The organism is Mobilicoccus caccae (assembly GCF_030161635.1).
Lineage (GTDB): Bacteria > Actinomycetota > Actinomycetes > Actinomycetales > Dermatophilaceae > Mobilicoccus > Mobilicoccus caccae.
On sequence record NZ_BSUO01000001.1, the window covers coordinates 456562 to 476516 of the forward strand.

Genomic DNA, 19955 nt, shown 5'->3' on the forward strand with positions numbered 1-19955 from the left:
GACAGGATGGGAACCATGAACGACAACGCAGCAGTCCAGTCGGCCCGACTCCTCGACCGTGCGACCGCGGTCACGCCGGGGGCGTCAACAGCCCGGTCCGCGCGTTCCGGGCCGTCGGGGGCACGCCGCGCTTCATCCGCGAGGCGAAGGGCCCGTGGCTGACCGATGTCGACGGCGCCACCTATGTCGACCTCATCGCTTCCTGGGGGCCGATGATCCTCGGACACGCCCACCCCGACGTCATGGCCGCTGTGCAGGACGCCGCCTCCCGCGGCTTCAGCTTCGGCACACCCAGCGAGAACGAGGTGCTGCTCGCCGAGGAGATCGTCTCGCGGGTCGAGCCGGTCGAGCAGGTGCGGCTCGTGAGCAGCGGCACCGAGGCCACGATGAGCGCCGTCCGCCTGGCGCGCGGGTTCACCGGCCGCAGCAAGGTCGTCAAGTTCGCCGGCTGCTACCACGGCCACGTCGACGCGCTCCTCGCGCACGCGGGCAGCGGTGTCGCGACGTTCGCCCTGCCCGATTCGGCGGGGGTGCCGACGTCGGCGGCGGGCGAGACGATCGTCCTGCCGTACAACGACGTCGAGGCCCTCGAGACCGCGTTCGCCGAGCACGGCTCCGAGATCGCCTGCCTCATCACGGAGGCGAGCCCGGGCAACATGGGTGTCGTGCCACCCGAGGAGGGGTTCACCGAGGCCCTGCGCCGGGTGACCGCCGCCCACGGTGCGCTGCTCATCTCCGACGAGGTCATGACCGGCTTCCGCTGTAGCCGATCCGGGTGGTACGGGCTCGAGGGGCCCTACTCCGGCGGCGCGCCCGACCTGTTCACGTTCGGCAAGGTCATGGGCGGCGGGTTCCCGGCCGCTGCGTTCGGCGGGCGGGCCGACATCATGAGTCACCTGGCGCCGCTCGGCCCGGTCTACCAGGCGGGCACGCTGTCGGGTAACCCCGTGGCCACGGCCGCCGGGCTCGCCACCCTGCGCGGCTGCACCCCCGAGGTCTACACGCGCCTGGACGAGGTCTCGCGCACGATCGCCGACGCCGCCTCCGCCGCGCTCAGCGCCGAGGGCGTGCCCCACCTCGTGCAGTGGGCAGGCAGCATGTTCAGCGTCTTCTTCACCTCCGAGGGCTCTCGTCCCGCGCAGACCGGCGTCGTGCGCGACTACGACGACGCCCGCGCCCAGGACCTCCCGGCGTTCGGCGCGTTCTTCCACTCGATGCTCGACTCGGGCGTGCACCTGCCGCCGAGCGCCTTCGAGGCCTGGTTCGTCGGCGCCTCCCACGACGACGAGGCCGTCGGCCGGGTCCTCGATGCGCTGCCGGCCGCTGCCAGGGCAGCCTCAGCAAGCCGTGGCAGGATGGCGGGATGACCCGCACGATCGTTCATCTCGTCCGTCACGGCGAGGTCGAGAACCCCGATCGTCTGCTGTACGGCCGACTCCCCGAATACCACCTCTCGGCCCGTGGACAGCGGATGGCCGAGCGGCTGGGGAGTACTTCGCCGGCAACGACCTCGCGGCCGTCACCGCCTCCCCGCTCGAGCGTGCCCAGGAGACCGCGGCGCCCATCGCCCGGGCGCACGACATGCAGGTGCGTTCCGACGAACGTCTCATCGAGGCGGGCAACCACTTCCAGGGCACGCCGATCGGCTCGCGCCCCGCCCAGTTGCTCAACCCCAGGTACTGGCACCTGCTCGTCGATCCACTGCGTCCCTCCTGGGGCGAGTCCTACGACTCGATCGCGCAACGGATGTCGGCGGCGATCGACGCGGCGCGCGACTTCGCCCACGGGCGCGAGATCGTGCTGGTCTCACACGAACTGTGCGTCTGGACCGCGCGCCGCCACGCCGAGGGGCGGCGCCTCTGGCACGACCCGCGGCGCCGGGAGTGCACCCTCGCCTCGGTGACGACCCTGACCTACCACGACGACGTCCTGTCCTCGCTCGCCTACTCGGAGCCCTGCGCAGATCTATGACCCCTCGTTCCACTCGCCCCGCCCGGTTCGCCGCCGCCACGCTCGCCCTTCCCCTCCTGCTCCTGGCGGGCTGCACCGACGAGGGCGGCACCAACACCGTCGCGGGCCAGGCCCGTGAGGTCGCCGACCGCGCCTACAACAGCGGCGACGGCCGCATCGAGACCCTCGCGCCCGACGAGCGCGGCGAGCCCGTCGAGCTGACCGGCCGCACCCTCACCGGTGAGGACTGGTCGAGCGTCGATCATCGCGGCGGCATCGTCGTCCTCAACGTGTGGGGGTCGTGGTGCCCGCCGTGCGTCTCGGAGATGCCCGAACTCGAGAAGGCCTGGACCACCCTGCAGAAGCGCGACCACAAGGTGCAGTTCATGGGCGTCAACACCGGCGGTGAGAGCCCCGCGACCGCCGCGGCGTTCCTGCAGCGCACCGGCACCAGCTACCCCTCGCTGGAGGACGACGGCGGCGTGGCCCTGATCGCCCTGCAGGAGAAGGCCTCCACACCTCCCACGACCCTCGTCCTCGACACCCAGGGCCGCATCGCCGCCCGGGTCGTGGGCGAGACGACCGCCGCCACCCTCACGGGCCTCGTCGACGACGTCGCCGCGAAGGGCTGAGGCATGCTCGTCGCCTCCGGCGGCCTCGCCGGGCTCCTGTTCGACGGAAACCTCCTCCTGGCGGTGGGTGTGGCACTCGTCGCGGGTGTCGTGTCGTTCGCCTCACCGTGCGTGCTGCCGCTCGTGCCGGGATTCCTCGGGTTCGTCACCGGCGCGACCGAACGCCCCCTGGCCGACCAGCCGCGACCGCGGGTCCTCGCCGGGGCGCTGTTGTTCGTCCTCGGGTTCTCCCTGGTCTTCATGACGGGCACCCTGCTGGCCACGGTCACGGGGTCGTTCCTGCGCCTGCACGGCGACCTGCTCCGGCAGATCGGCGGCGTGGTCGTCATCCTGCTCGCCCTGGTGTTTCTGGGCGTGGGGGCCGGGGCGGGCACCCAGCGCGCGTGGACGCCGCGGTGGCGACCGGCCGCCGGACTCGCGGGAGCGCCGCTGCTGGGCGTCGTCTTCGGCCTGGGCTGGGCGCCCTGCATGGGCCCGACGGTCGCCGTCATCTACACCCTCGCCACCGACCTGCGCGGTGACGAGCACGTCATCGCCCGCGGCGCGGCGCTCGGACTCGCGTACTGCCTCGGACTCGGAGTTCCGTTCCTGCTCATCGCCGCCGGGTGGTCGAAGGCCGTGCAGACCTCGGCGTGGCTGCGTCGCCACACCCGCGCCGTCCAGCTCCTCGGCGGCGGACTCCTCCTGCTCGTCGGCATCCTCCTGGTGACCGGCGGGTGGGGCGTGCTCGTGACCCAGGTGCAGAGCACGCTGGTCCAGCGATTCGAGACGCTGCTGTGAGCGGCGGGCGTGGGGTGAGCGGTCGCGCTCCGGACGGACTCGACACCGGCTCCGGCGGATCCGGCGCAGTCGACGCCGGTGGCGACGACGCCGGTAGCCACCGGGTGCGCGAGCCGCGGCTCGGCGCCCGCGGGTGGGCCCGGTTCGTGTGGCGGCAGCTGACCAGCATGCGTACCGCGCTGATCCTGCTGCTGCTCGTGGCGATCGCGGCCATCCCCGGCTCGGTCTTCCCCCAGCGCAGCATCGACGTCACCGCCGTCGGCGAGTACCTCGAGGCCAACCCCACGTGGGGTCCGATCCTCGATCGGCTGCAGTTCTTCGACGTCTACACCTCGGTGTGGTTCTCGGCGACCTATCTGCTGCTCGTCATCTCCCTCGTGGGCTGCATCGTGCCGCGCACCGGCCAGTTCTGGGGCGCGCTGCGGGCCGTCCCGCCGGCGGTGCCGCGACGTCCCGAACGCCTCGGCGACAGTGTGCGACTGGAGATCCCCGCCGCGCCGGCGGAGGTCGAGTCGCACGTGCGCCACCTCCTGCGACGTCGGCGCTACCGGCTGCGGGCGGCCTCCGACCCCACCGGCGACGCCACCGGTGCGGCGACGACCCGCGAGGTGTCGGGGAGTCCGGTCACCTGCGCGAGGCGGGCAACCTGCTGTTCCACTACGGCGTGCTCGCCGTCATCGTGGCGCTCGCGGCCGGGTACCTCGTCGGGTGGAAGGGCGACCGGATCGTCCCCATCGGCGAGAGCTTCGCCAACGCCCGCTCGGCCTACCACACGTTCTCCGGCGGGCCGCTGGTCGACGACGGCGGTCTCGAGCCGTTCGTCGTCACGCTCGACTCGATGGTGGCGAGGTTCGAGGACCGTGTCGGCACGGGGCAGCTCGGTGCGCCGCGCGAGTTCCGCGTCGAGACCACGGTGCGCGACACCCCCGGCGGCGAACCGCGGCCGGAGACCCTCGAGGTCAATCGGCCGCTGCGGTTCGACGGCGCCGAGGTCTACCTGCTCGGCAACGGGTACGCGCCCGTGCTGACCGTGCGCGACGCCGACGGCGACGTCATCTACCGCCAGCCCACGCCGTTCCTGCCGCACGACGACAACTACCGCTCGACGGGCGCGGTGAAGGTCCCGGCCGCCGCGCCGAAGCATCTCGGCTTCTCGGGGTGTTCCTGCCCACCGCCGTCCAGGTCGGTGAGGACGGTGAGACCTCCGGCGTGCCCGGCGACGACGTGCCGGACTACCAGTCCGGATTCCCCGACGTGCGTGATCCCCTGCTCGTCCTGTCGGTCTTCGAGGGCGACCTGTTCCCGGGCGCCGAGCCGCAGTCGGTCTACCAACTCCAGACCCGCGCCATGCAGCCCGTCGCCGACGCCGCCACGGGGCGTCCGTTGCGCCTGGAGATGCGCCCCGGGCAGACCGTGACGCTCCCCGGTGGGCGTGGCAGCGTGGAGTTCGAGAGCATCGAGCGCTGGGCGGGGATCTCGACCCGCTACGACCCCGTCAAGGGCGTGGCCATGTGGTCGGCGATCCTCATGCTCATCGGGCTTCTCGGGTCGCTGGTGATCTCGCGGCGCCGGGTCTTCATGCGGGCCACCGGCGTCGAGGGGGAGGAGCGCAGCACCGTGCTCCTCGCCGGACTCGCCCAACGTGAGGACGTCGCCCTCGGCGGGTTGCTGGAGGACCTCGCGGACGACCTGCGAGAGCGATGGCCCGGGGCAACTATCATCGACCAGACCGACTCGCGGACGGATCGCCCATGACCTCTCCTCAGATGGCCCAGCTCTCCACCCTCGCGCTGTACGCGGCGATGGGGGTGCTCGCCTTCGCGATGCTGGCCTTCACGCTGTACCTGGCCCGCCTCGCCCCGAAGCGATCGGCGACCCGTCGGGCCGACCGTTCGCCGGTGCTCGTGGGCGCCGGCGGTGCCGAGGTGGAGACCCTCGACGGCCGTTCCGCCGGCCGCGGGGACGTGCAGGACGCGACGGGTGGGGCCGACTCGTCCGAGGTGTCTTCGAAGCGGGCCGGAGGCGCGGCGGGCAGCGCCGGTCTCATGCTGAGCTGGCTCGCGGCCATGCTGCTCGTGGCCTCCATCGCCCTGCGCGGGTTCGCCGTCATGCGCCCCCCGGTGGCCAACCTCTTCGAGTTCGCCGTCGCCGGCGCCACGGCCACCCTGGTCACGTATCTCGTCCTGGCCCAACGCCGCCCGCTGCGGTGGCTCGGTCTGTTCGTCGTCCTGCCGGTGCTGTGCGTGCTCGGGCTCGCGCTCGTGTCGTGGTACGTGCCGGCGGCCGAACTCGCGCCGGCCCTCGACGACTACTGGATCGCGATCCACGTGCCGATCGCCATCATCTCCATCGGGATCTTCACGGTGGCCTTCAGCGTGCTCATGATCCAGCTCCTCGTCGAACGCCGTGAGCGCGGCCTGGCCGAGGTCGAGCGCGGCGGCGGCGCCGCTCCGGCGGGCAGCCTGCTCGACGAGCTCCCGAGCGCGGCCCGCCTGGACCGGTTGGCGTACTCGCTGCACGTGGCGGCGTTCCCGCTGTGGACCTTCACGATCATCGCCGGCGCCATCTGGGGTCAGAAGGCGTGGGGCACCTACTGGAGCTGGGACCCCAAGGAGATCTGGAGCTTCGTCATCTGGGTCCTCTACGCCGCCTACCTCCACGCCCGCGCCACGAGCGGCTGGAAGCGACGCACGGCCAACCTCATCGCCGTCGCCGGCTACGTGGCCATCCTGCTCAACACGACGGTCGTCAACCTCTTCTCCTCCGGCCTGCACTCCTACTCGGGACTCTGATGAACACCACGATCCAGTACTCGCTCCTGCGCATCCTGCTCTTCCTGGCCTCGCTGTTGGTCCTGTGGCTGGTCGGCCTCAAGAACCCGCTGTGGCTGCTGCTGGCCGCGGCAACGGTGTCGATGCTGCTCTCGCTGTTCCTGCTCTCGGGGCTGCGGGAGCGCATGAGCGCCGACGTCGTGCAGCGTGTCGAGAGCCGTCAGGCCAAGAAGGCCGCGCGACGCGAGAGCGCGCCGCTGGACGAGGACATCGAGGACGCCGAGGTCGGTCGTCGCGAGCGCCCCACCCCCTCCGCCTCCACCGAGCGCCCCGGTCGATCCACCCCCGCCGAGGACCCCGACGCCTTCCGCTGATCACCCCGGCGCGAACCGCGTCAGAGGTGATCGGCGCGAGGTCAGTGCCGGTCGGGGCCGGTGAGCACGGCGCCCTGGCGCCAGCACTCCGCCCAGAGATCGAACGCCGTCAAGGTCGCCAGCGTGGCCAGCTCACCCATCCCGGTCAGGTGGGCGCCGGTGGTGGCCATGCCCACGGGGTCCAGCGGGAAGGCGGGCTCATGCGGTTCGTCGATGCGCGTCGGGGGGTGTCCGGTGAGGTCCTGCTCGATGCCGGCGAGGAAGGTGGCGGCGTGGACGGCAGGGCCGCCGAAGAACGCGCCGTAGTTCTCCAGGCCCAGGCGGGCGGAGGTGTGGCTTTCGCCGTTATATGGCGGGGTTCTGTCGACGCTCTGTGGCGGCATCTGCTCATGGCGATACACGCGAGCACCGGTCTGGTCACAGATAGCGGCAGACGGTCGTGGTGTCGCATTTGGTGGGGTCGCTGGTGGTGGCACTGTGGTGAAGGTGCGCGACGGTGTGTCGCAGTGCTTGCAGGTCGGCGATTTGGCGGTCCAGGTCGCCCAGGTGGGCTTCGAGCAGGGCGTGCACGTGCTGGCAGGGTGCGACTCCGGCGTCGCGGATGTCGAGGATCTCGCGAATCTGGGCCAGGGTGAGCCCAGCGGTGCGGCCGCGGCGAACGAAGTCCAGGCGCGCCAGGGCCGCAGGGGTGTAGTCGCGGTATCCGTTGGCGGTGCGCTCAGGCGCAGGTAGTAGGCCGGCTTCTTCGTAGAAGCGCAGCGTCTTGGTTGTGGTGCCGCTGGCCACGGCCAACTCACCGATGCGCACAGTGGCCCCTTTCTCGGCTCTCGTCCATGTTCGCCTTGACCTTCCCCTGCGCTGGAACGTCCACTATGGACGCTGAAGAGGGGTCACGCGAAGGAAGGTGGGCAAATGGGTGTGGACTACGACGTCGATCTGGCCGTGATCGGCTCAGGAGGCGCGGCGATGTCCGCCGCCATCGCGGCCAGCCAGGCCGGTAAGAGCGTCGTGCTGGTTGAGCGCGGTGTTCTGGGCGGGACGTGCGTGAACATCGGCTGCGTGCCGTCCAAGACGCTCCTGGCGGCCGCCGGGGCCCGGCACGCCGCGCTCACCAATCCCTTCAAAGGTGCCCCAACGTCAGCCGCACCGGTGAACCTCGGCGATCTGGTGGCCCAGAAGGACGCACTCATCGAGCGCCTGCGTGATGCGAAGTACGCCGATGTGGCCGCTGCCTACGGCTTCCAGGTCCGCCCAGGCCAGGCCAGCTTCCTGGACGGGGACACCCTGGCCGTCGACGGCCAGGCGCTGCGGGCCCGGGCCTATCTGGTCGCCACCGGTGCCACCCCCGCCATCCCGGAGGTGGTCGGTCTCGACTCTGTGGACCGGCTGACGTCCACCACCGCGATGCAGCTGACCGAGCTGCCTGAGTCCCTGGTCGTTATCGGTGGCGGGTACGTCGGGATGGAGCAGGCCCAGCTGTTCGCTCACCTCGGCACCCGGGTCTCTGTGGTCGGGCGTCTGGCGCCGCACGCCGAGCCGGAGCTGGCCCAGAGACTTCGGGAAGTCTTCACCGACGACGGCATCACCGTGGTCGAAGAGCGCGCGACCACTGTGGCCCGCGAACCAGGCCCCGCAGGAGAGGTGGTGGTGACCACGGACTCGGGCGAACAGGTGCGCGGCGCGCAGGTCCTGGTGGCCACCGGACGCCTGCCCCGCACCGACGGCCTGAACCTGGCCGCTGCCGGTGTGGACGTGGACGAGCGCGGCTTCGTCGTGGTCGACCAGACCCAGCGCACCTCCAACCCGCGCGTCTGGGCCGCCGGTGACGTCTCGGGGGCTCCCCAGTACGTCTACGCCGCCGCCGCCGGCGGTCGGGCCGCCGCGCTCAACGCCCTGACCGAGGACAGGTACCCGCCGGCAGCTCGGGTCGACTACGCCGGCTTTCCTGCGGTCGTGTTCACCCGGCCCCAGCTGGCCTCGGCGGGGTTGACCGAGGACGAGGCCCTCACCCGAGGGCACGCGTGCGACTGCCGCGTCCTGGACCTGTCCGATGTCCCCCGGGCGCTCGTCCAGCACGACACCCGCGGGGCGGTGAAGCTCGTCGCCGACGCCGTGAGCGGCAAGGTTCTGGGCGTGCACGCTCTGGCGGACGGGGCCGGGGAGATCATGCTGGCGGCCACCTACGCCATCAAAAGCGGCATGACCGTCGACGATCTGGCCGACACCTGGGCGCCGTACCTGACCATGAGCGAAAGCCTGCGCATCGTGGCCGGCCTCTTCCGAAACCAGATGCCGACGTCATGCTGCGCCTGAAACCCGCGGCCCCAGCGGGGTGGACGAGGGCTCCCGCGGCGGCCCGCCTGGCGCCGTGAATGTGCCTTAAAAACCTACAGTCTTATGAGACACCAGGCGGGGACCGGACGCCGAGACCGCTTCATGGGCCGATGGGCACCTTCTGCCTCTCGCGAAGTCGTCTCACCGTGAACTGTCGCAGGGTGGTGCTCGGTAGGGGTTTGTGAGTCATAATCATGTCATGAGGCTCTTGGGGTACACCCGCGTGAGCACTGCGAGTCAGGACGCGCAGTTGCAGTTGGATGCACTCGTGGATTCCGGGGTGCAGAAGCGGGATGTGTTCGCGGATGTGACCTCGGGTAGCCGGACCGCGATCGAACGCCCGGGGATGAAGCGCCTGTTGGACTATGCCGAGTCCGGCGACACGGTCGTGGTGTGGCGCATCGACCGGCTCGGCCGATCCTTGATCGATGTCCTCAACACCGTGAACCTGATGCGCGACAAGGGCGTAAAGATCAAGTCGCTTTCGGACGGCATCGACCCGGAGACCACTTCCGGCCGGTTAATGCTGGGCATGCTGGCCACGCTGGCCGAGTACGAGCGCGAGCTGATCACCGAGCGAGTCAATGCCGGCATCGCTGCGGCGAAGCAGAGCGGTACCCGGTTCGGTCGGCCGCCTGTTGACCCGGCGGTGATTGCGGAGAAACTCGACATCGCTCGGGACGCCCGCGCCAAGGGTCGCACCGCCGAGGAAGCCGCCCGATTGGTCGGATGGTCTCGCGCCACGCTGTACCGGCACCAACAGGCTGCCCGCGACCGCGACATGGTCTCCCAGCAGGTGTGACATGGACGGGCCGCAGCGGTGGCGAATCCTCCGGCTTCACGTCGAGGACGGCATCTCGCTGACGACCCTGGCCCGTGACACCGGCACCGGGCTGCGGACACTGCAACGCTGGCTGGATCGCCCCGGGAAGGGTGGAGGGCTTGATCTCCCCAGGAGGATGGAGTCATGCCTGCACCAAGGAAGTACCCCGAGGAGCTGCGTGAGCGGGCGATCCGGCTGGTCCGGGATCGTCTTGCGGACGAGCCTGGCCTGCCGGTCTCGCGAGCGTGTCGCTTGGTCGGTGAGCAGCTCGGAGTCAATGGCGACTCGTTGCGGAACTGGGTCAAGCGCGAACGCATCGATGCCGGGGAGGTCCCGGGCGTGACCAGCGCGGAAGCGGTCCGGATCGCCGACTTGGAGAAAGAGAATCGTGAACTCCGCCGGGCGAACACGATTCTGCGACAAGCGAGTGCGTATTTCGCTCAGGCGGAGCTCGACCGCCGCTGACTGATATTGATGGCTTCATCGACGCGTACCGCGATGAACACGGGGTCGAGCCGATCTGCCGCGAACTCACCGAGTCCGGCGTCCAGATCGCCCCGAGCGGATATTACGCCCGCAAGACCCGTCCGGCGTCGGCGCGGTCGGTCATGGATGCCCAGATCGATGAACGGTTACAGGTTCTCCACGCGGATAATCTCGGCGTGTACGGAGTGAGGAAGCTGTGGAAGGCGTACAACCGGGCCTGGCCGCAGGCGCCGATCGCGCGGTGCACCGTCGAGCGGCGGATGCGGGTCCTGGGCTTGGCTGGAGTCCCGAACTCCCGCACCGCCAGGACCACCAGGTCAGATCCGGCGCAGGCGAGCCCGGGTGACCGCCTGGAGCGGGACTTCACCGCCCCGGCCCCGGATCGGCGATGGGTCGCCGACATCACCTAATGGTGGAGCCACCCGGGGTGGCGGCTCCTGGCAGGGGCCACTGAGATTTCACTGACCCATAGGGTCGATGCTGGTGGTGAGCTGCTGGCGGGTGTCCACTCACCTGTGCTTCACCAAGGCTCGGCCGTGCCGAGGTTTCTCAACGTAGACGGTGGCCCTGCCAGTTGCCCGGGACCAGATCATCGGCTTGTGAGATGCCGCGCCATTGAGCGCTTCCATTAGGTCGCCGTGCTCGTCCCGATGCTCATCACCGGTCCGACCGTCGGACCGCGTGGAAGGGACGAGGAGAAGTGGATGGCACCTGTCACCGTCGGCATCGACTGGGCTGAGGGGCATCACGACGTCGCTGTCATGGACGAGGCCGGCGCCGTCGTCGGCAAGACCCGGATCGACACCGGCGTCGCCGGTTTCACCGAGCTGCTCGCGTTGATCGCCGAGCACGGCGGTACGCCCGAGCAGACCCCGGTCGGCATCGAGACCGACAAGAACCTGCTCGTTGTCGCGCTCGTTGCTGCCGGGTTCACCGTGTACCCGCTGAACCCGCGCGCCGTGGCCCGCTACCGGGAGAGACACTCCCAGTCCGGGCGAAAGTCCGACGCCCGCGACGCCGCGCTGCTCGCCGACGTGTTGCGCACCGACCGTCACCTGCACCGCCCGATGCCCGCGATCAGCGAGCAAGGGCTGGCGCTGAAGGCGTTGGCGCGCCAGCACCAGGAAGCGATCTGGGCATGGCACGACGTCCTCAACCGGCTGCGATCGCTGCTGATGGAGTACTACCCCCAAGCACTCCTGGCCTTCCCGAACCTCAAGCACAAGGCCGCGATCGAGGTCCTGGGCCTTGCCCCCACCCCGAGCAGCGCCAGGACGCTGACCCGCCGACGCCTCGTCGCGGCGCTGCATCGCTGCGGCCGACGCAACGACCCACCCCTGGTCGACCAGCTCCTCACGGCACTACACGCAGACGGCCTCGCCCAGCCACCCGCCGTCGAAGCTGCCCTCGGCACAGCAGCCGCCCAGCTGATCGCTGTGGCCAAGACGATGAGCGCCGGTGTCGACGAGCTCGAAGCCGCCCTGACAGCAGCGTTCGCCGAACACCCCCAGGCCGCGATCGTGGCCAGCGCACCAGGACTGGGGCCAGTCCTGGCCGCGCGCGTCTTGGCCGAGATCGGCGACGACCCCACCCGATTCCCCACCGCTGCTGCGCTGCGCTGCTACGCGGGCACCGCACCCGTGACCAGGTCCTCCGGCCGCTCCCACTACGTCAAGGCGCGCAAGGTCCGGAACAAGCGACTGGGCGACGCCTGCCACTGGTGGGCCTTCGCCACCCTGACCCGCTCGCCAGCAGCCCGAGCCCACTACGACGCCCGCCGCGCCGCCGGCGACCATCACAACGCCGCTCTGCGCAACCTCGCGAACAAGCTCCTCGGCAAGCTCTGGTGGTGCCTGACCCACGGGCAGGAATGGGACGACGCGACCGCCTGGCCAGCGCACCCACGAGCCGCTCTGCCCGCGGCTGCCTGAGCCTGATGTTGACACCTCACTCGCGTGGGATGTCTACGTCTCGACCTGGGCGGGTTTCGTTTATGTTGCCTTCGTGATGGACCTTTTCTCCAGGCGGATAGTCGGCTGGCGGGTATCGACATCGCTGGAGCCTGTCAAGTTGTCTGTGTAAGTGACCTGGGTCTCATGGGGTGTTACAGGTAGGGGTTGATGCGGTCGGGATAGATCAGGGCGAGCTCTCCCAGGGCGGCTTTCCAGCCTTGGATGACGGAACCCTCGACGAGCTTGCCGGGCGCCTTGCGGGGAGTTCCTCTGGGGGCGCCGGCTTCCTTGGCGCGTTCACGGGCCCGCTTGTCCTCGATGTTGCGGATGGCCAGCCACAGCAGCTTGATCGCGGCCGTGTCGCTGGGGAAGTGGCCGCGGTTCTTGATGATCTTGCGTAGCTGGTAGTTGAGCGACTCGATCGAGTTGGTCGTGTAGATGACCTTCCTCAACGCCGGCCCGAACGCCAGGAACGGGGTGAACCGCTCCCATGCGTTCTCCCAGGAGGCCACGGCGGCGGGGTACTTCTTGCCCAGGTTCGAGTCGGCGAACGCGGTCAGCGCCATCAACGCCGCGTCCTCGTTCGCGGCGGTGTAGATCGGACGCAGCATCGCCGCGACGGCCTTGCGGTCGGTGTAGGAGACGAACCGCATCGAGGCCCGGATCAGGTGCACGACGCACGTTTGGACCATCGCGCGGGTCCAGGTCGCCTCGATCGCCTCGGGGAAGCCGGTCAGACCGTCGCAGCAGACGATCAGCACGTCCTTGACGCCGCGGTTGGCCAGCTCCGCGCACACCGAGGCCCAGAACTTCGCGCCCTCGACGGCTTGGACCCAGATGCCCAAGACGTGCTTGACGCCATCCAGGTCCACGCCGACAGCGATGTGCGCAGCCCGGTTGGCCACGTGCGCGCCGTCACGGATCTTCACCACCAGCGCGTCGAGGTAGATCACCGGGTAGAACGCCTCCAACGGCCGCGTCTGCCACGCGGTGACCTCCTCGGCCACGGCGTCGGTCACGTTGCTGATCGTCTCGTGGGACAGCTCAGTGCCCAGCGTCGCAGCCAGATGATGCTGGATGTCGCGGATGGTCATCCCGCCCGCGTACAGCGAGATGATCATGTCCTCCGGGGCTTGACCCCGGTTCTTGGACACGCTGAATCCAGCACCTGCTGGGGAAGCGAGATGATCCAGGAATCATGGCCAGGAAGAACTACTCCGAGGAGTTCCGTCGTCAGGCCGTCGACTTGTACGAGTCCACCCCGGGCGCCACGGTCCGCGGCATCGCCGAGGATCTCGGCATCGTGCGCGGCACGCTGCGGCACTGGCTCGAGGTCTACGGGACCGGCAAGAAGACCGCCGCTGACGGGACATTGACCTCCAGCCCACTGCAGTCCAAGCCGTCGCCGACAAGCCCTACGGGTCCCGCCGGTGAGACGCCTGAGCAGAAGATCGCCCGGCTCGAGGCCCGGGTCAACGAGCTCGAGGTCGAGACGACGAAGCTGACCACCGAGCGGGAGATCCTCCAGCGGGCGGCCAAGTATTTCGCTGGGGAGACGGGCTGGTGAGTCGCTTCCAGTTCGTCGCCGACAACTCCGCCACCTTCGAGGTGAAGCGACTGTGTGAGCTCGTCGAGATCGAGCGCTCGTCCTACTACGCATGGCTCAAGGCTGCCCCGGCCCGAGAAGCCAGGGCAGCTGACGACGCGGCGCTGGCAGAGCGGATCAGGGCTGTCCATGCCGAGGACAACACCCAGGGTGCGCCACGGATCACCGCCGAGCTCAACGACAGCGCGCCTGCCGGTGAGCGGGTAAACCACAAGCGCGTCGCCAGGGTGATGCGGCTGCAAGGAATCCGGGGCTATGTGAAGAAGCGGCGGGTGCGGACCACGATCCCCGAACCGTCTGGCCAGAAGTACCCCGACCTGCTCAAGCGCGACTTCACCGCCCCGGCGCCAGGGCTGCGCTACGTCGGCGACATCACCTATCTGCCGATCGCCGACGGCACGAACCTCTACCTGGCGACCGTGATCGACTGCTACAGCCGTCGGCTTGTCGGGTGGGCCATCGCTGACCACATGCGTACCGAGCTCGTCGAGGACGCGTTGAAGGCCGCCGCCGCAACCCGGGGCACCCTCAAGGGCAGCGTATTTCACAGCGACCACGGGTCGGTCTACTGCTCGAAGGACTACGCCAAGCTCTGTCGCAAGCTCGGCGTCACCCAGTCCATGGGCGCCGTCGGGTCCAGCGCGGACAACGCGTTGGCCGAGTCGTTCAACGCCACCATGAAGCGCGAGGTTCTCCAAGACGCCGCCTGCTGGAGCAACGAACTGGTCTGCCGCCGGCAGGTCTTCAGGTGGCTCGTCCGCTACAACACCAAGCGACGCCATTCGTGGTGCCGCTACGTCCCGCCGGTCCTCTACGAGACCGGCAACACCGCTACGCTGCCGACGGCTGCGTAATCACACCCCGTGTCCAAGATCCGGGGGTAGGGCCCTCCAGTCCACCCAGACGCCTTGCGCCCTTGGGCACCAACGACGACGCGAAGGTGGAGTTACGATCCCTCGGCCGGTCCAAGCCGACGTCCCCGACCTCGGTCCCGACCGTCTTCGGGGTCGTGCCGTTGCGCGAGTTGCCCGAGCCGTTCCCACCCGGGTCTCCCTTCTCATACCCGAGGTGGTCGGTCAGCTCGGCCTGCATGCCCCGCTCGAGGACTGCCTTGATCATCTCGGGCAGGAATCCGCCCTCACCCGTCAGCGACAGGCCCCGCTCGTCGGTGGCGGCCATCAGCTTGTCGAGCATCTCGTCGTCGAAGAACTCACGACGCAACTGACGCGCTTCAGGCTCCTGCCCGGGCTCGTCGCTCTTCTTCGGCTTGGTCATAGCCATAGTCAATCTCCTTCAGGTGGGAGACCCCTCGCTTACACAGACCATCTGACACCCCCCATCGCTGCGCACCGACCTGGCCCTGGACGCACTCGAGCATGGGCTGTGGACTCGGTCACGCGAGCATCGAGACATGTCCCAACTCATCCACCATTCCGACAAAGGATGCCAATACGTTTCGATTCGCTACACAGAACGCCTCGCCGAAGCCGGCATCGAGGCCTCGGTCGGATCCGTCGGTGACTCCTACGACAATGCTGCCGCCGAAGCGCTCAACAAGCTGTACAAGAAAGAGCTGATCTGGCGTCGTGGACCGTGGAGCGGCTTGGACGCCGTCGAGCTCGCCACCCTCGAATGGGTCGACTGGTACAACAACACCCGCCTGCACTCACACTGCGGCGACATCCCGCCCGTCGAGTACGAGAGCACCTACTACGCTGAACTGACCACCGCGCCGCCAACCGCCGGCCCGGCACAACCCGCTCTCCACTGAACCCGGGGCGATCCAGGCACCAGCTTTACAAGACCGGCGGCATCGCGGCGTTGGAGCCGCGTCCACGACGCGACACGGGATCTCGACGCACTCCGGCGGAACTGGTCACGTTTCTCGAGCACCTCGCGCTGACCCGCCCACGCCCGAGCACCGCTGCATTGCACCGGCTCACCACGGCCGAAGCGGGTCGCTTGGGTTTGGCGGCCCCGAGCTATGCCACGGTCCGCGCCATCGTCCACGCTTTGGACCCGGCCCTGGTGACGCTTGCTCTGGAGGGGCCGGCAGCATATCGGGACCGCTATGAACTGGTGTTCCGCCATCGCGCCGAACGGCCGAATGTGACGTGGCAAGCCGATCACACCGAACTCGACATCCTCATCACCGGCGCCAGCGGCACCCCGACCGGCCCTGGCTGACGGTGGTGATGGACGACTACTCCCGCGCGGTCTGCGGGTACATGGTCTTCACCGGGGCGCCATCGGCGATGAACACCGCGCTGGTGCTACGACAGGCGATCTGGCGCAAGACCGAACCGGCCTGGGCGATGTGCGGACTACCCGACGTCCTCTATATCGATCACGGCAGCGACTTCACCAGCCGCCACCTCGAGTACACCGCGGTCTCACTGAAAATCCGCCTCATCTTCTCCACCGTCGGTCGCCCGCAAGGCCGAGGCAAGATCGAGCGGTTCTTCGGCACAGTCAACACCGAGCTCCTGGCCACCCTGCCCGGACATCTGGCACCAGGGGCCAAGACACCTCCATCACTGGATCTACCTGCGCTCGATCAGGCGATCGCCGGTTTCATCGCCACCTACAACGAGCGGACCCACCGGGAGATCGGGACGAGCCCGAAGAAGGCGTGGATCGGTGACGGGTGGTTGCCACGCATGCCCGAATCCCTCGATGAACTCGACGGACTGCTGCTGACGGTGCCCAAGCACCGCACCGTGCAGCGTGACGGCATCCACTTCCAAGGCCGGCGCTACCTCGCGCCAACTCTGGCACCGTTCGTTGGCCGCCCGGTGACGATCCGCTACGACCCGCGTGACATCTCCGAGGTTCGCGTATACGACCGCGACACCTTCCTCTGCGTGGCCATCGATGAGGCGCACCCGAACCAACGGGTAAGCCTGCAAGAAGTCGAGACCGCACGCCGAGCCCGCCGGCGCCAACTGCGCAAAGACATCAACGACCGCATCCCGCGTATCGCCGATCGGGCCGAACCGCGCACCGCCGCCCCCGGAGCGCGGCCAACCAAGCTGCGCACCTACGAAGAGGACTAAGGATGGCCAAGGACTTCATCATCACCAAGGAACATCGCCGGTTCACCGAATTCGCCACCGCGGTACGCAAGGAACGCACCATCGGCATCTGTCACGGCGACGCCGGCATCGGCAAGACCCAATCGGCACGCCGATACGCCCACTGGGACACCGTGGAACCGTTCATCACCGAATGGGGGCCGCGCACCGAAGACGACGCCAAGCTTTATGCAACTGCGAACCGGTGCCGGACCGTGTTCTACACCCCCGAGGTGCTCCCCAGGCCCAAAATCCTCATGCACGAGATCGCGCACCTGCAGACAAAGCTCGGCATCTGCATCGACGAACACCAGCGCAACATCGGCAAAGTCACCGGCGCCCGCTCAGGTCACACCAACAAGTGGGTCGAGCTGCTCATCATCGATGAAGCCGAACGACTGGCCCCGACCGCACTCGAACTCCTCCGTGATGAACACGACCGCTACGACCTGGCGATCATCCTCATCGGCATGCCTGGCATTGACCAGCGGTTTCGCCACTACCCTCAGCTCTACAGCCGCCTCGGATTTTCACACCGATACCGGGCACTAGGACGCGAGGAACTGCTCTTCGTCCTCGATCGCCATTGGAAACGCCTCGGCCGCACTCTTGACCCAGACGACTTCACCGACGCTCAAGCGATCGCCGCGATCGAACGCATCACCCGGGGCAACTTCCGCCTCCTCGAACGCCTCTTCCCTCAGATCGCCCGAGTGCTCAAGATCAACCAACTCGAGACCATCACCGACGACGTCATAGAATCCGCCGCCAGCATCCTCGTGATCGGAAACTAACGCCCCCAAGCGATCACAGAAAACCGCCGCAAAGCACTCAAACCCACATTCCTCTCGATAAGTAGCGGTGGTGTCCGGTGAGGGTTCCCCTTACGGGCATGCGATCTGGGCTGACGCCTGTGACCGAGTGTTCAGTGCGCGCTGTATAGTTCAGTCCATGCTGACTATTGCTTCGCGTCTCGACGTGATGAACCGCCTGGGTCGTGCACTGGCCGACCCCACTCGATCCCGGATCATCTTGACCCTGCTCGACCATCCCGCTTACCCGGCGGAACTGGCCCGAGATCTGGACCTGACACGCCCGAACGTGTCCAACCACCTGGCATGCCTGCGCGATTGCGGGATCGTCGTCTCCGAGCCCGAGGGTCGTCGGACACGATATGAGATCGCCGATTCGCACCTGGCGCAGGCGCTGACGGCACTGGTCGATGCCACCCTGGCAGTGGACGAAGACGCCCCGTGCATCGATCCCGCCTGCTCGCTTCCCGGATGCGACGCAGCTGGGGAGGGCGCATGATCCTCACCTCGGTCTTGCAGGCGATGGGCCTGTTCGCAGCGACCAACATCGACGACATCATCGTGCTCTCCCTCTTCTTCGCGCGAGGGGCAGGCCAGCGCGGCACTACCGCCCGCATTCTGGCCGGCCAGTACCTCGGATTCGCCGGCATCCTCGGTGCCGCGGTCCTGGTGACTATCGGTGCCGGAGCATTCCTGCCCTCGGCAGCCATCCCGTACTTCGGTCTCATCCCTCTGGGCCTCGGCCTCTGGGCCGCATGGCAGGCCTGGCGCGGAGACGATGACGACGATGACGACGAGGCCAAGGTTGCCGGCAAGAAGGTCGGCGTGTGGACCGTCGCAGGCGTCACCCTTGCCAACGGCGGCGACAACATCGGCGTCTACACCCCTGTCTTCCTCAGCGTGGAACCTCTCGCAGTAGTCGCCTACTGCATCGTCTTCCTCGCGCTCGTCGCGGTCCTGGTGGCCCTGGCAAAGTTCGTCGCCACCCGCCCCCGATCGCCGAAGTGCTCGAACGCTGGGAGCACATCCTCTTCCCCATCGTTCTCATCGGCCTCGGCATCGTGATCCTCGTCAGCGGCGGAGCCTTCGGACTCTGACGTAGCGGCAGCGATCCAAACGGCCCCGACCGGGCGCACCCCTCTCGGTTCAGACCGCGACACCTACCTGCAGCCAGTCCTGCGTGATCGCGGCAACAAGACCGCCACGGAGCGCTGCAAAAACCCCGCCACCAAGCGAACGAAGCCACAGGCGGAGGTGATCGCCACGGTGGCCGGGGCAGGAGAAAAGGTCGATGCGGACATGGGTGTCTCCATGAGACGGGGTGGGCAACGGATCTACCCGCGTCCCCTCGGGCAGTGTGCTGAGGCCCTGACAGGGGCCGTCACACTCCGAATCGACAGATGTTTCCTCGCCGGTAACTTCTGGTCGACATGATGTGCGACACAGAGTCGGGACTGCTGGAAGGTGGGTTCGTCCCTCACCAGTGGCGGACGAGCACGACTCCCAGGCCGAGGACGACGGCGTACACGAGGGTGAGGCGGCCGGTCGCTCCGAGCACGGGGATGAGGGCGAGCCCGGTGACGCGCTGCAGCACGGCGCGGCAGGGGTTGACGGCCAGGGGGATCGCCGCGAGTCCGAGGAGGGCTCCCGGGTGCTGGACGGCGGCGACCAGGCAGGCGAGGAACGCCGCGACCACGAGCGCGACGTAGGCGAGGCGGGCCCGGCGCTCGCCGAGGCGGACGGCGAGGGTCTTCTTGCCGGCGGGCCCGTCGGTGGGGATGTCGCGGATGTTGTTGGCCATGAGGATGGCGCACGACAGCGCACCGACACCCGTCGCCGCCGACCACGAGGCGAGAGTCGTGCTCGCGGCCTGGGTGTAGGTGGTGCCGAGGGTGGCCACGAGCCCGAAGAACACGAAGACGAAGACCTCACCCAGGCCGAGGTACCCGTACGGGTGGGAGCCGCCCGTGTAGTACCAGGCGGCGACGATGGCGGCGGCACCCACGGCCAGCATCCACCACGCCCCCGACCAGATCACCAGTGCCAGGCCGGCGAGTGCACCGACCCCGAACGCGGCGAACGCGGCGATCTTGACCTGCTGTGGTCGTGCGTGACCGCCCCCGACCAGTCGGGCCGGACCCGAGCGACGGTCGTCGGTGCCCCGGATGCCGTCGGAGTAGTCGTTGGCGTAGTTGACGCCGACCTGCAGCGCGAGTGCCACGAGCAGCGCGAGGAGCGCGCGCCCGAGGTGGCCGGCGTCGATCGCGAACGCGCAGGCGGTGCCGAGCAGCACCGGTGCGAGGGCTGCGGGCAGGGTGCGGGGGCGGGCCCCGTCGACCCACTGGGAGAGCGTCGCCACGG

At 68.7% G+C, this 19955-nt stretch carries 18 protein-coding genes, 8 pseudogenes and 1 other annotated feature; of the genes and pseudogenes, 21 read left to right on the forward strand and 5 right to left on the reverse strand.

Annotated features, from left to right (window positions below; translation table 11 throughout):
* Positions 1-6: 6 nt before the first annotated feature.
* The 8 genes and pseudogenes from hemL (at position 7) to QQK49_RS02420 (ending at position 6507) form a co-directional block, all read left to right on the forward strand.
* Positions 7-1367, forward strand: a pseudogene (hemL, locus tag QQK49_RS02385) (glutamate-1-semialdehyde 2,1-aminomutase).
* Positions 1364-1971 (forward strand): annotated as a pseudogene (locus QQK49_RS02390) (histidine phosphatase family protein). Before hemL ends, QQK49_RS02390 begins: the two co-directional pseudogenes overlap by 4 nt.
* Positions 1968-2582 carry a TlpA family protein disulfide reductase gene (locus tag QQK49_RS02395; RefSeq protein WP_284302518.1) on the forward strand — a complete coding sequence of 205 codons (615 nt, stop codon included), beginning with the start codon at positions 1968-1970 and terminating at the stop codon, positions 2580-2582. Before QQK49_RS02390 ends, QQK49_RS02395 begins: the two are co-directional and overlap by 4 nt.
* 3 nt (positions 2583-2585) lie before the next feature.
* Positions 2586-3362, forward strand: coding sequence for a cytochrome c biogenesis CcdA family protein (locus QQK49_RS02400; RefSeq protein ID WP_284302519.1), 777 nt, complete (start codon positions 2586-2588; stop codon positions 3360-3362).
* Positions 3363-3529: 167 nt separating this feature from the next.
* Positions 3530-3811: pseudogene (locus tag QQK49_RS02405) on the forward strand (cytochrome c biogenesis ResB family protein); the annotation flags it as partial.
* Positions 3700-5117, forward strand: a pseudogene (locus QQK49_RS02410) (cytochrome c biogenesis ResB family protein). The pseudogenes QQK49_RS02405 and QQK49_RS02410, both read left to right, overlap by 112 nt.
* Positions 5114-6154, forward strand: a complete 1041-nt coding sequence (ccsB, locus tag QQK49_RS02415) for a c-type cytochrome biogenesis protein CcsB (RefSeq protein WP_284302522.1) — start codon at positions 5114-5116, stop codon at positions 6152-6154. The pseudogene QQK49_RS02410 and the gene ccsB overlap by 4 nt, the downstream one beginning before the upstream one ends.
* Entirely contained in the window at positions 6154-6507 is a 354-nt protein-coding gene (locus QQK49_RS02420; protein WP_284302524.1) for a DUF4229 domain-containing protein, read from the forward strand. Before ccsB ends, QQK49_RS02420 begins: the two co-directional genes overlap by 1 nt.
* 41 nt (positions 6508-6548) lie before the next feature.
* Here QQK49_RS02420 and QQK49_RS02425 read toward each other — a convergent pair whose 3' ends face one another.
* Together QQK49_RS02425 and QQK49_RS02430 are read right to left on the reverse strand one after the other, a co-directional pair.
* On the reverse strand, positions 6549-6890 hold the full coding sequence (locus QQK49_RS02425; RefSeq protein ID WP_284302525.1) for a hypothetical protein: 342 nt from the start codon (positions 6888-6890) through the stop codon (positions 6549-6551).
* A gap of 34 nt (positions 6891-6924) precedes the next feature.
* On the reverse strand, positions 6925-7314 hold the full coding sequence (locus tag QQK49_RS02430) for a heavy metal-responsive transcriptional regulator (RefSeq protein WP_007928756.1): 390 nt from the start codon (positions 7312-7314) through the stop codon (positions 6925-6927).
* A gap of 105 nt (positions 7315-7419) precedes the next feature.
* Here QQK49_RS02430 and merA point away from each other — a divergent pair, with 105 nt between their 5' ends.
* From merA to QQK49_RS02455, 6 genes and pseudogenes are all read left to right on the forward strand, one after another.
* Complete coding sequence (gene merA / locus QQK49_RS02435; protein ID WP_017838447.1) at positions 7420-8820, forward strand: mercury(II) reductase; 1401 nt, start codon at positions 7420-7422, stop codon at positions 8818-8820.
* Positions 8821-9040: 220 nt separating this feature from the next.
* A complete protein-coding gene (locus tag QQK49_RS02440) occupies positions 9041-9643 on the forward strand; it encodes a recombinase family protein (RefSeq protein WP_094364518.1) in 603 nt (200 codons plus the stop codon).
* A gap of 1 nt (position 9644) precedes the next feature.
* A pseudogene (locus tag QQK49_RS22535) lies at positions 9645-9755 on the forward strand (hypothetical protein); the annotation flags it as partial.
* Between the two features lie 53 nt (positions 9756-9808).
* Complete coding sequence (locus tag QQK49_RS02445; RefSeq protein ID WP_284302529.1) at positions 9809-10129, forward strand: transposase; 321 nt, start codon at positions 9809-9811, stop codon at positions 10127-10129.
* Positions 10093-10224: a sequence feature (AL1L pseudoknot), on the forward strand. (Overlaps the previous gene by 37 nt.)
* A 102-nt stretch (positions 10225-10326) precedes the next feature.
* A complete protein-coding gene (locus QQK49_RS02450; protein ID WP_284302530.1) occupies positions 10327-10560 on the forward strand; it encodes an IS3 family transposase in 234 nt (77 codons plus the stop codon).
* Positions 10561-10854: 294 nt separating this feature from the next.
* On the forward strand, positions 10855-12081 hold the full coding sequence (locus QQK49_RS02455) for an IS110 family RNA-guided transposase (RefSeq protein WP_284302531.1): 1227 nt from the start codon (positions 10855-10857) through the stop codon (positions 12079-12081).
* 173 nt (positions 12082-12254) lie between these two features.
* Here the strand turns inward: QQK49_RS02455 and QQK49_RS02460 are convergent, their stop codons facing one another.
* Complete coding sequence (locus tag QQK49_RS02460; protein WP_284302532.1) at positions 12255-13256, reverse strand: IS256 family transposase; 1002 nt, start codon at positions 13254-13256, stop codon at positions 12255-12257.
* A gap of 44 nt (positions 13257-13300) precedes the next feature.
* On the opposite strand from QQK49_RS02460, the gene QQK49_RS02465 reads away from it, so the two are divergent.
* Positions 13301-14562, forward strand: a protein-coding gene (locus tag QQK49_RS02465; protein ID WP_094449642.1) for an IS3 family transposase whose coding sequence is annotated in 2 segments (ribosomal slippage) — positions 13301-13652 and positions 13652-14562 — 1263 coding nt in all. Because the reading frame shifts where the segments join, the coding sequence is not laid out codon by codon here.
* A 34-nt stretch (positions 14563-14596) separates the two neighbouring features.
* Here the strand turns inward: QQK49_RS02465 and QQK49_RS02470 are convergent.
* Positions 14597-14899: pseudogene (locus QQK49_RS02470) on the reverse strand (transposase); the annotation flags it as partial.
* 148 nt (positions 14900-15047) lie between these two features.
* Between QQK49_RS02470 and QQK49_RS02475 the strand changes: the two are divergent.
* The 6 genes and pseudogenes from QQK49_RS02475 to QQK49_RS02500 all read left to right on the forward strand — a co-directional run.
* Positions 15048-15479: pseudogene (locus QQK49_RS02475) on the forward strand (integrase core domain-containing protein); the annotation flags it as partial.
* Between the two features lie 242 nt (positions 15480-15721).
* Entirely contained in the window at positions 15722-15895 is a 174-nt protein-coding gene (locus QQK49_RS02480) for a hypothetical protein (protein ID WP_284302534.1), read from the forward strand.
* A gap of 8 nt (positions 15896-15903) precedes the next feature.
* Entirely contained in the window at positions 15904-16764 is an 861-nt protein-coding gene (locus QQK49_RS02485) for a Mu transposase C-terminal domain-containing protein (protein ID WP_284302535.1), read from the forward strand.
* Between the two features lie 2 nt (positions 16765-16766).
* A complete protein-coding gene (locus QQK49_RS02490) occupies positions 16767-17576 on the forward strand; it encodes an AAA family ATPase (RefSeq protein WP_094364516.1) in 810 nt (269 codons plus the stop codon).
* 157 nt (positions 17577-17733) lie between these two features.
* A complete protein-coding gene (cmtR, locus tag QQK49_RS02495) occupies positions 17734-18093 on the forward strand; it encodes a Cd(II)/Pb(II)-sensing metalloregulatory transcriptional regulator CmtR (protein ID WP_006590980.1) in 360 nt (119 codons plus the stop codon).
* Positions 18090-18691, forward strand: a pseudogene (locus QQK49_RS02500) (cadmium resistance transporter). Before cmtR ends, QQK49_RS02500 begins: the two are co-directional and overlap by 4 nt.
* Positions 18692-19071: 380 nt before the next feature.
* Here the strand turns inward: QQK49_RS02500 and QQK49_RS02505 are convergent.
* The gene (locus tag QQK49_RS02505; protein ID WP_284302536.1) at positions 19072-19953 is read right to left on the reverse strand and encodes a 1,4-dihydroxy-2-naphthoate polyprenyltransferase; all 882 of its coding nucleotides are present in this window, start codon (positions 19951-19953) and stop codon (positions 19072-19074) included.
* Between the last annotated feature and the right edge of the window lie 2 nt (positions 19954-19955).

What these genes read in the sequence shown, in the direction of transcription:
- QQK49_RS02395 (WP_284302518.1), top strand. Translation starts at nt 1,968, where the DNA reads ATGACCCCTCGTTCCACTCGCCCCGCCCGGTTCGCCGCCGCCACGCTC.
- QQK49_RS02400 (WP_284302519.1), top strand. Translation starts at nt 2,586, where the DNA reads ATGCTCGTCGCCTCCGGCGGCCTCGCCGGGCTCCTGTTCGACGGAAAC.
- ccsB (WP_284302522.1), top strand. Translation starts at nt 5,114, where the DNA reads ATGACCTCTCCTCAGATGGCCCAGCTCTCCACCCTCGCGCTGTACGCG.
- QQK49_RS02420 (WP_284302524.1), top strand. Translation starts at nt 6,154, where the DNA reads ATGAACACCACGATCCAGTACTCGCTCCTGCGCATCCTGCTCTTCCTG.
- QQK49_RS02425 (WP_284302525.1), bottom strand. Translation starts at nt 6,890, where the DNA reads ATGCCGCCACAGAGCGTCGACAGAACCCCGCCATATAACGGCGAAAGC.
- merA (WP_017838447.1), top strand. Translation starts at nt 7,420, where the DNA reads ATGGGTGTGGACTACGACGTCGATCTGGCCGTGATCGGCTCAGGAGGC.
- QQK49_RS02440 (WP_094364518.1), top strand. Translation starts at nt 9,041, where the DNA reads ATGAGGCTCTTGGGGTACACCCGCGTGAGCACTGCGAGTCAGGACGCG.
- QQK49_RS02445 (WP_284302529.1), top strand. Translation starts at nt 9,809, where the DNA reads ATGCCTGCACCAAGGAAGTACCCCGAGGAGCTGCGTGAGCGGGCGATC.
- QQK49_RS02455 (WP_284302531.1), top strand. Translation starts at nt 10,855, where the DNA reads ATGGCACCTGTCACCGTCGGCATCGACTGGGCTGAGGGGCATCACGAC.
- QQK49_RS02485 (WP_284302535.1), top strand. Translation starts at nt 15,904, where the DNA reads ATGGACGACTACTCCCGCGCGGTCTGCGGGTACATGGTCTTCACCGGG.
- QQK49_RS02490 (WP_094364516.1), top strand. Translation starts at nt 16,767, where the DNA reads ATGGCCAAGGACTTCATCATCACCAAGGAACATCGCCGGTTCACCGAA.
- cmtR (WP_006590980.1), top strand. Translation starts at nt 17,734, where the DNA reads ATGCTGACTATTGCTTCGCGTCTCGACGTGATGAACCGCCTGGGTCGT.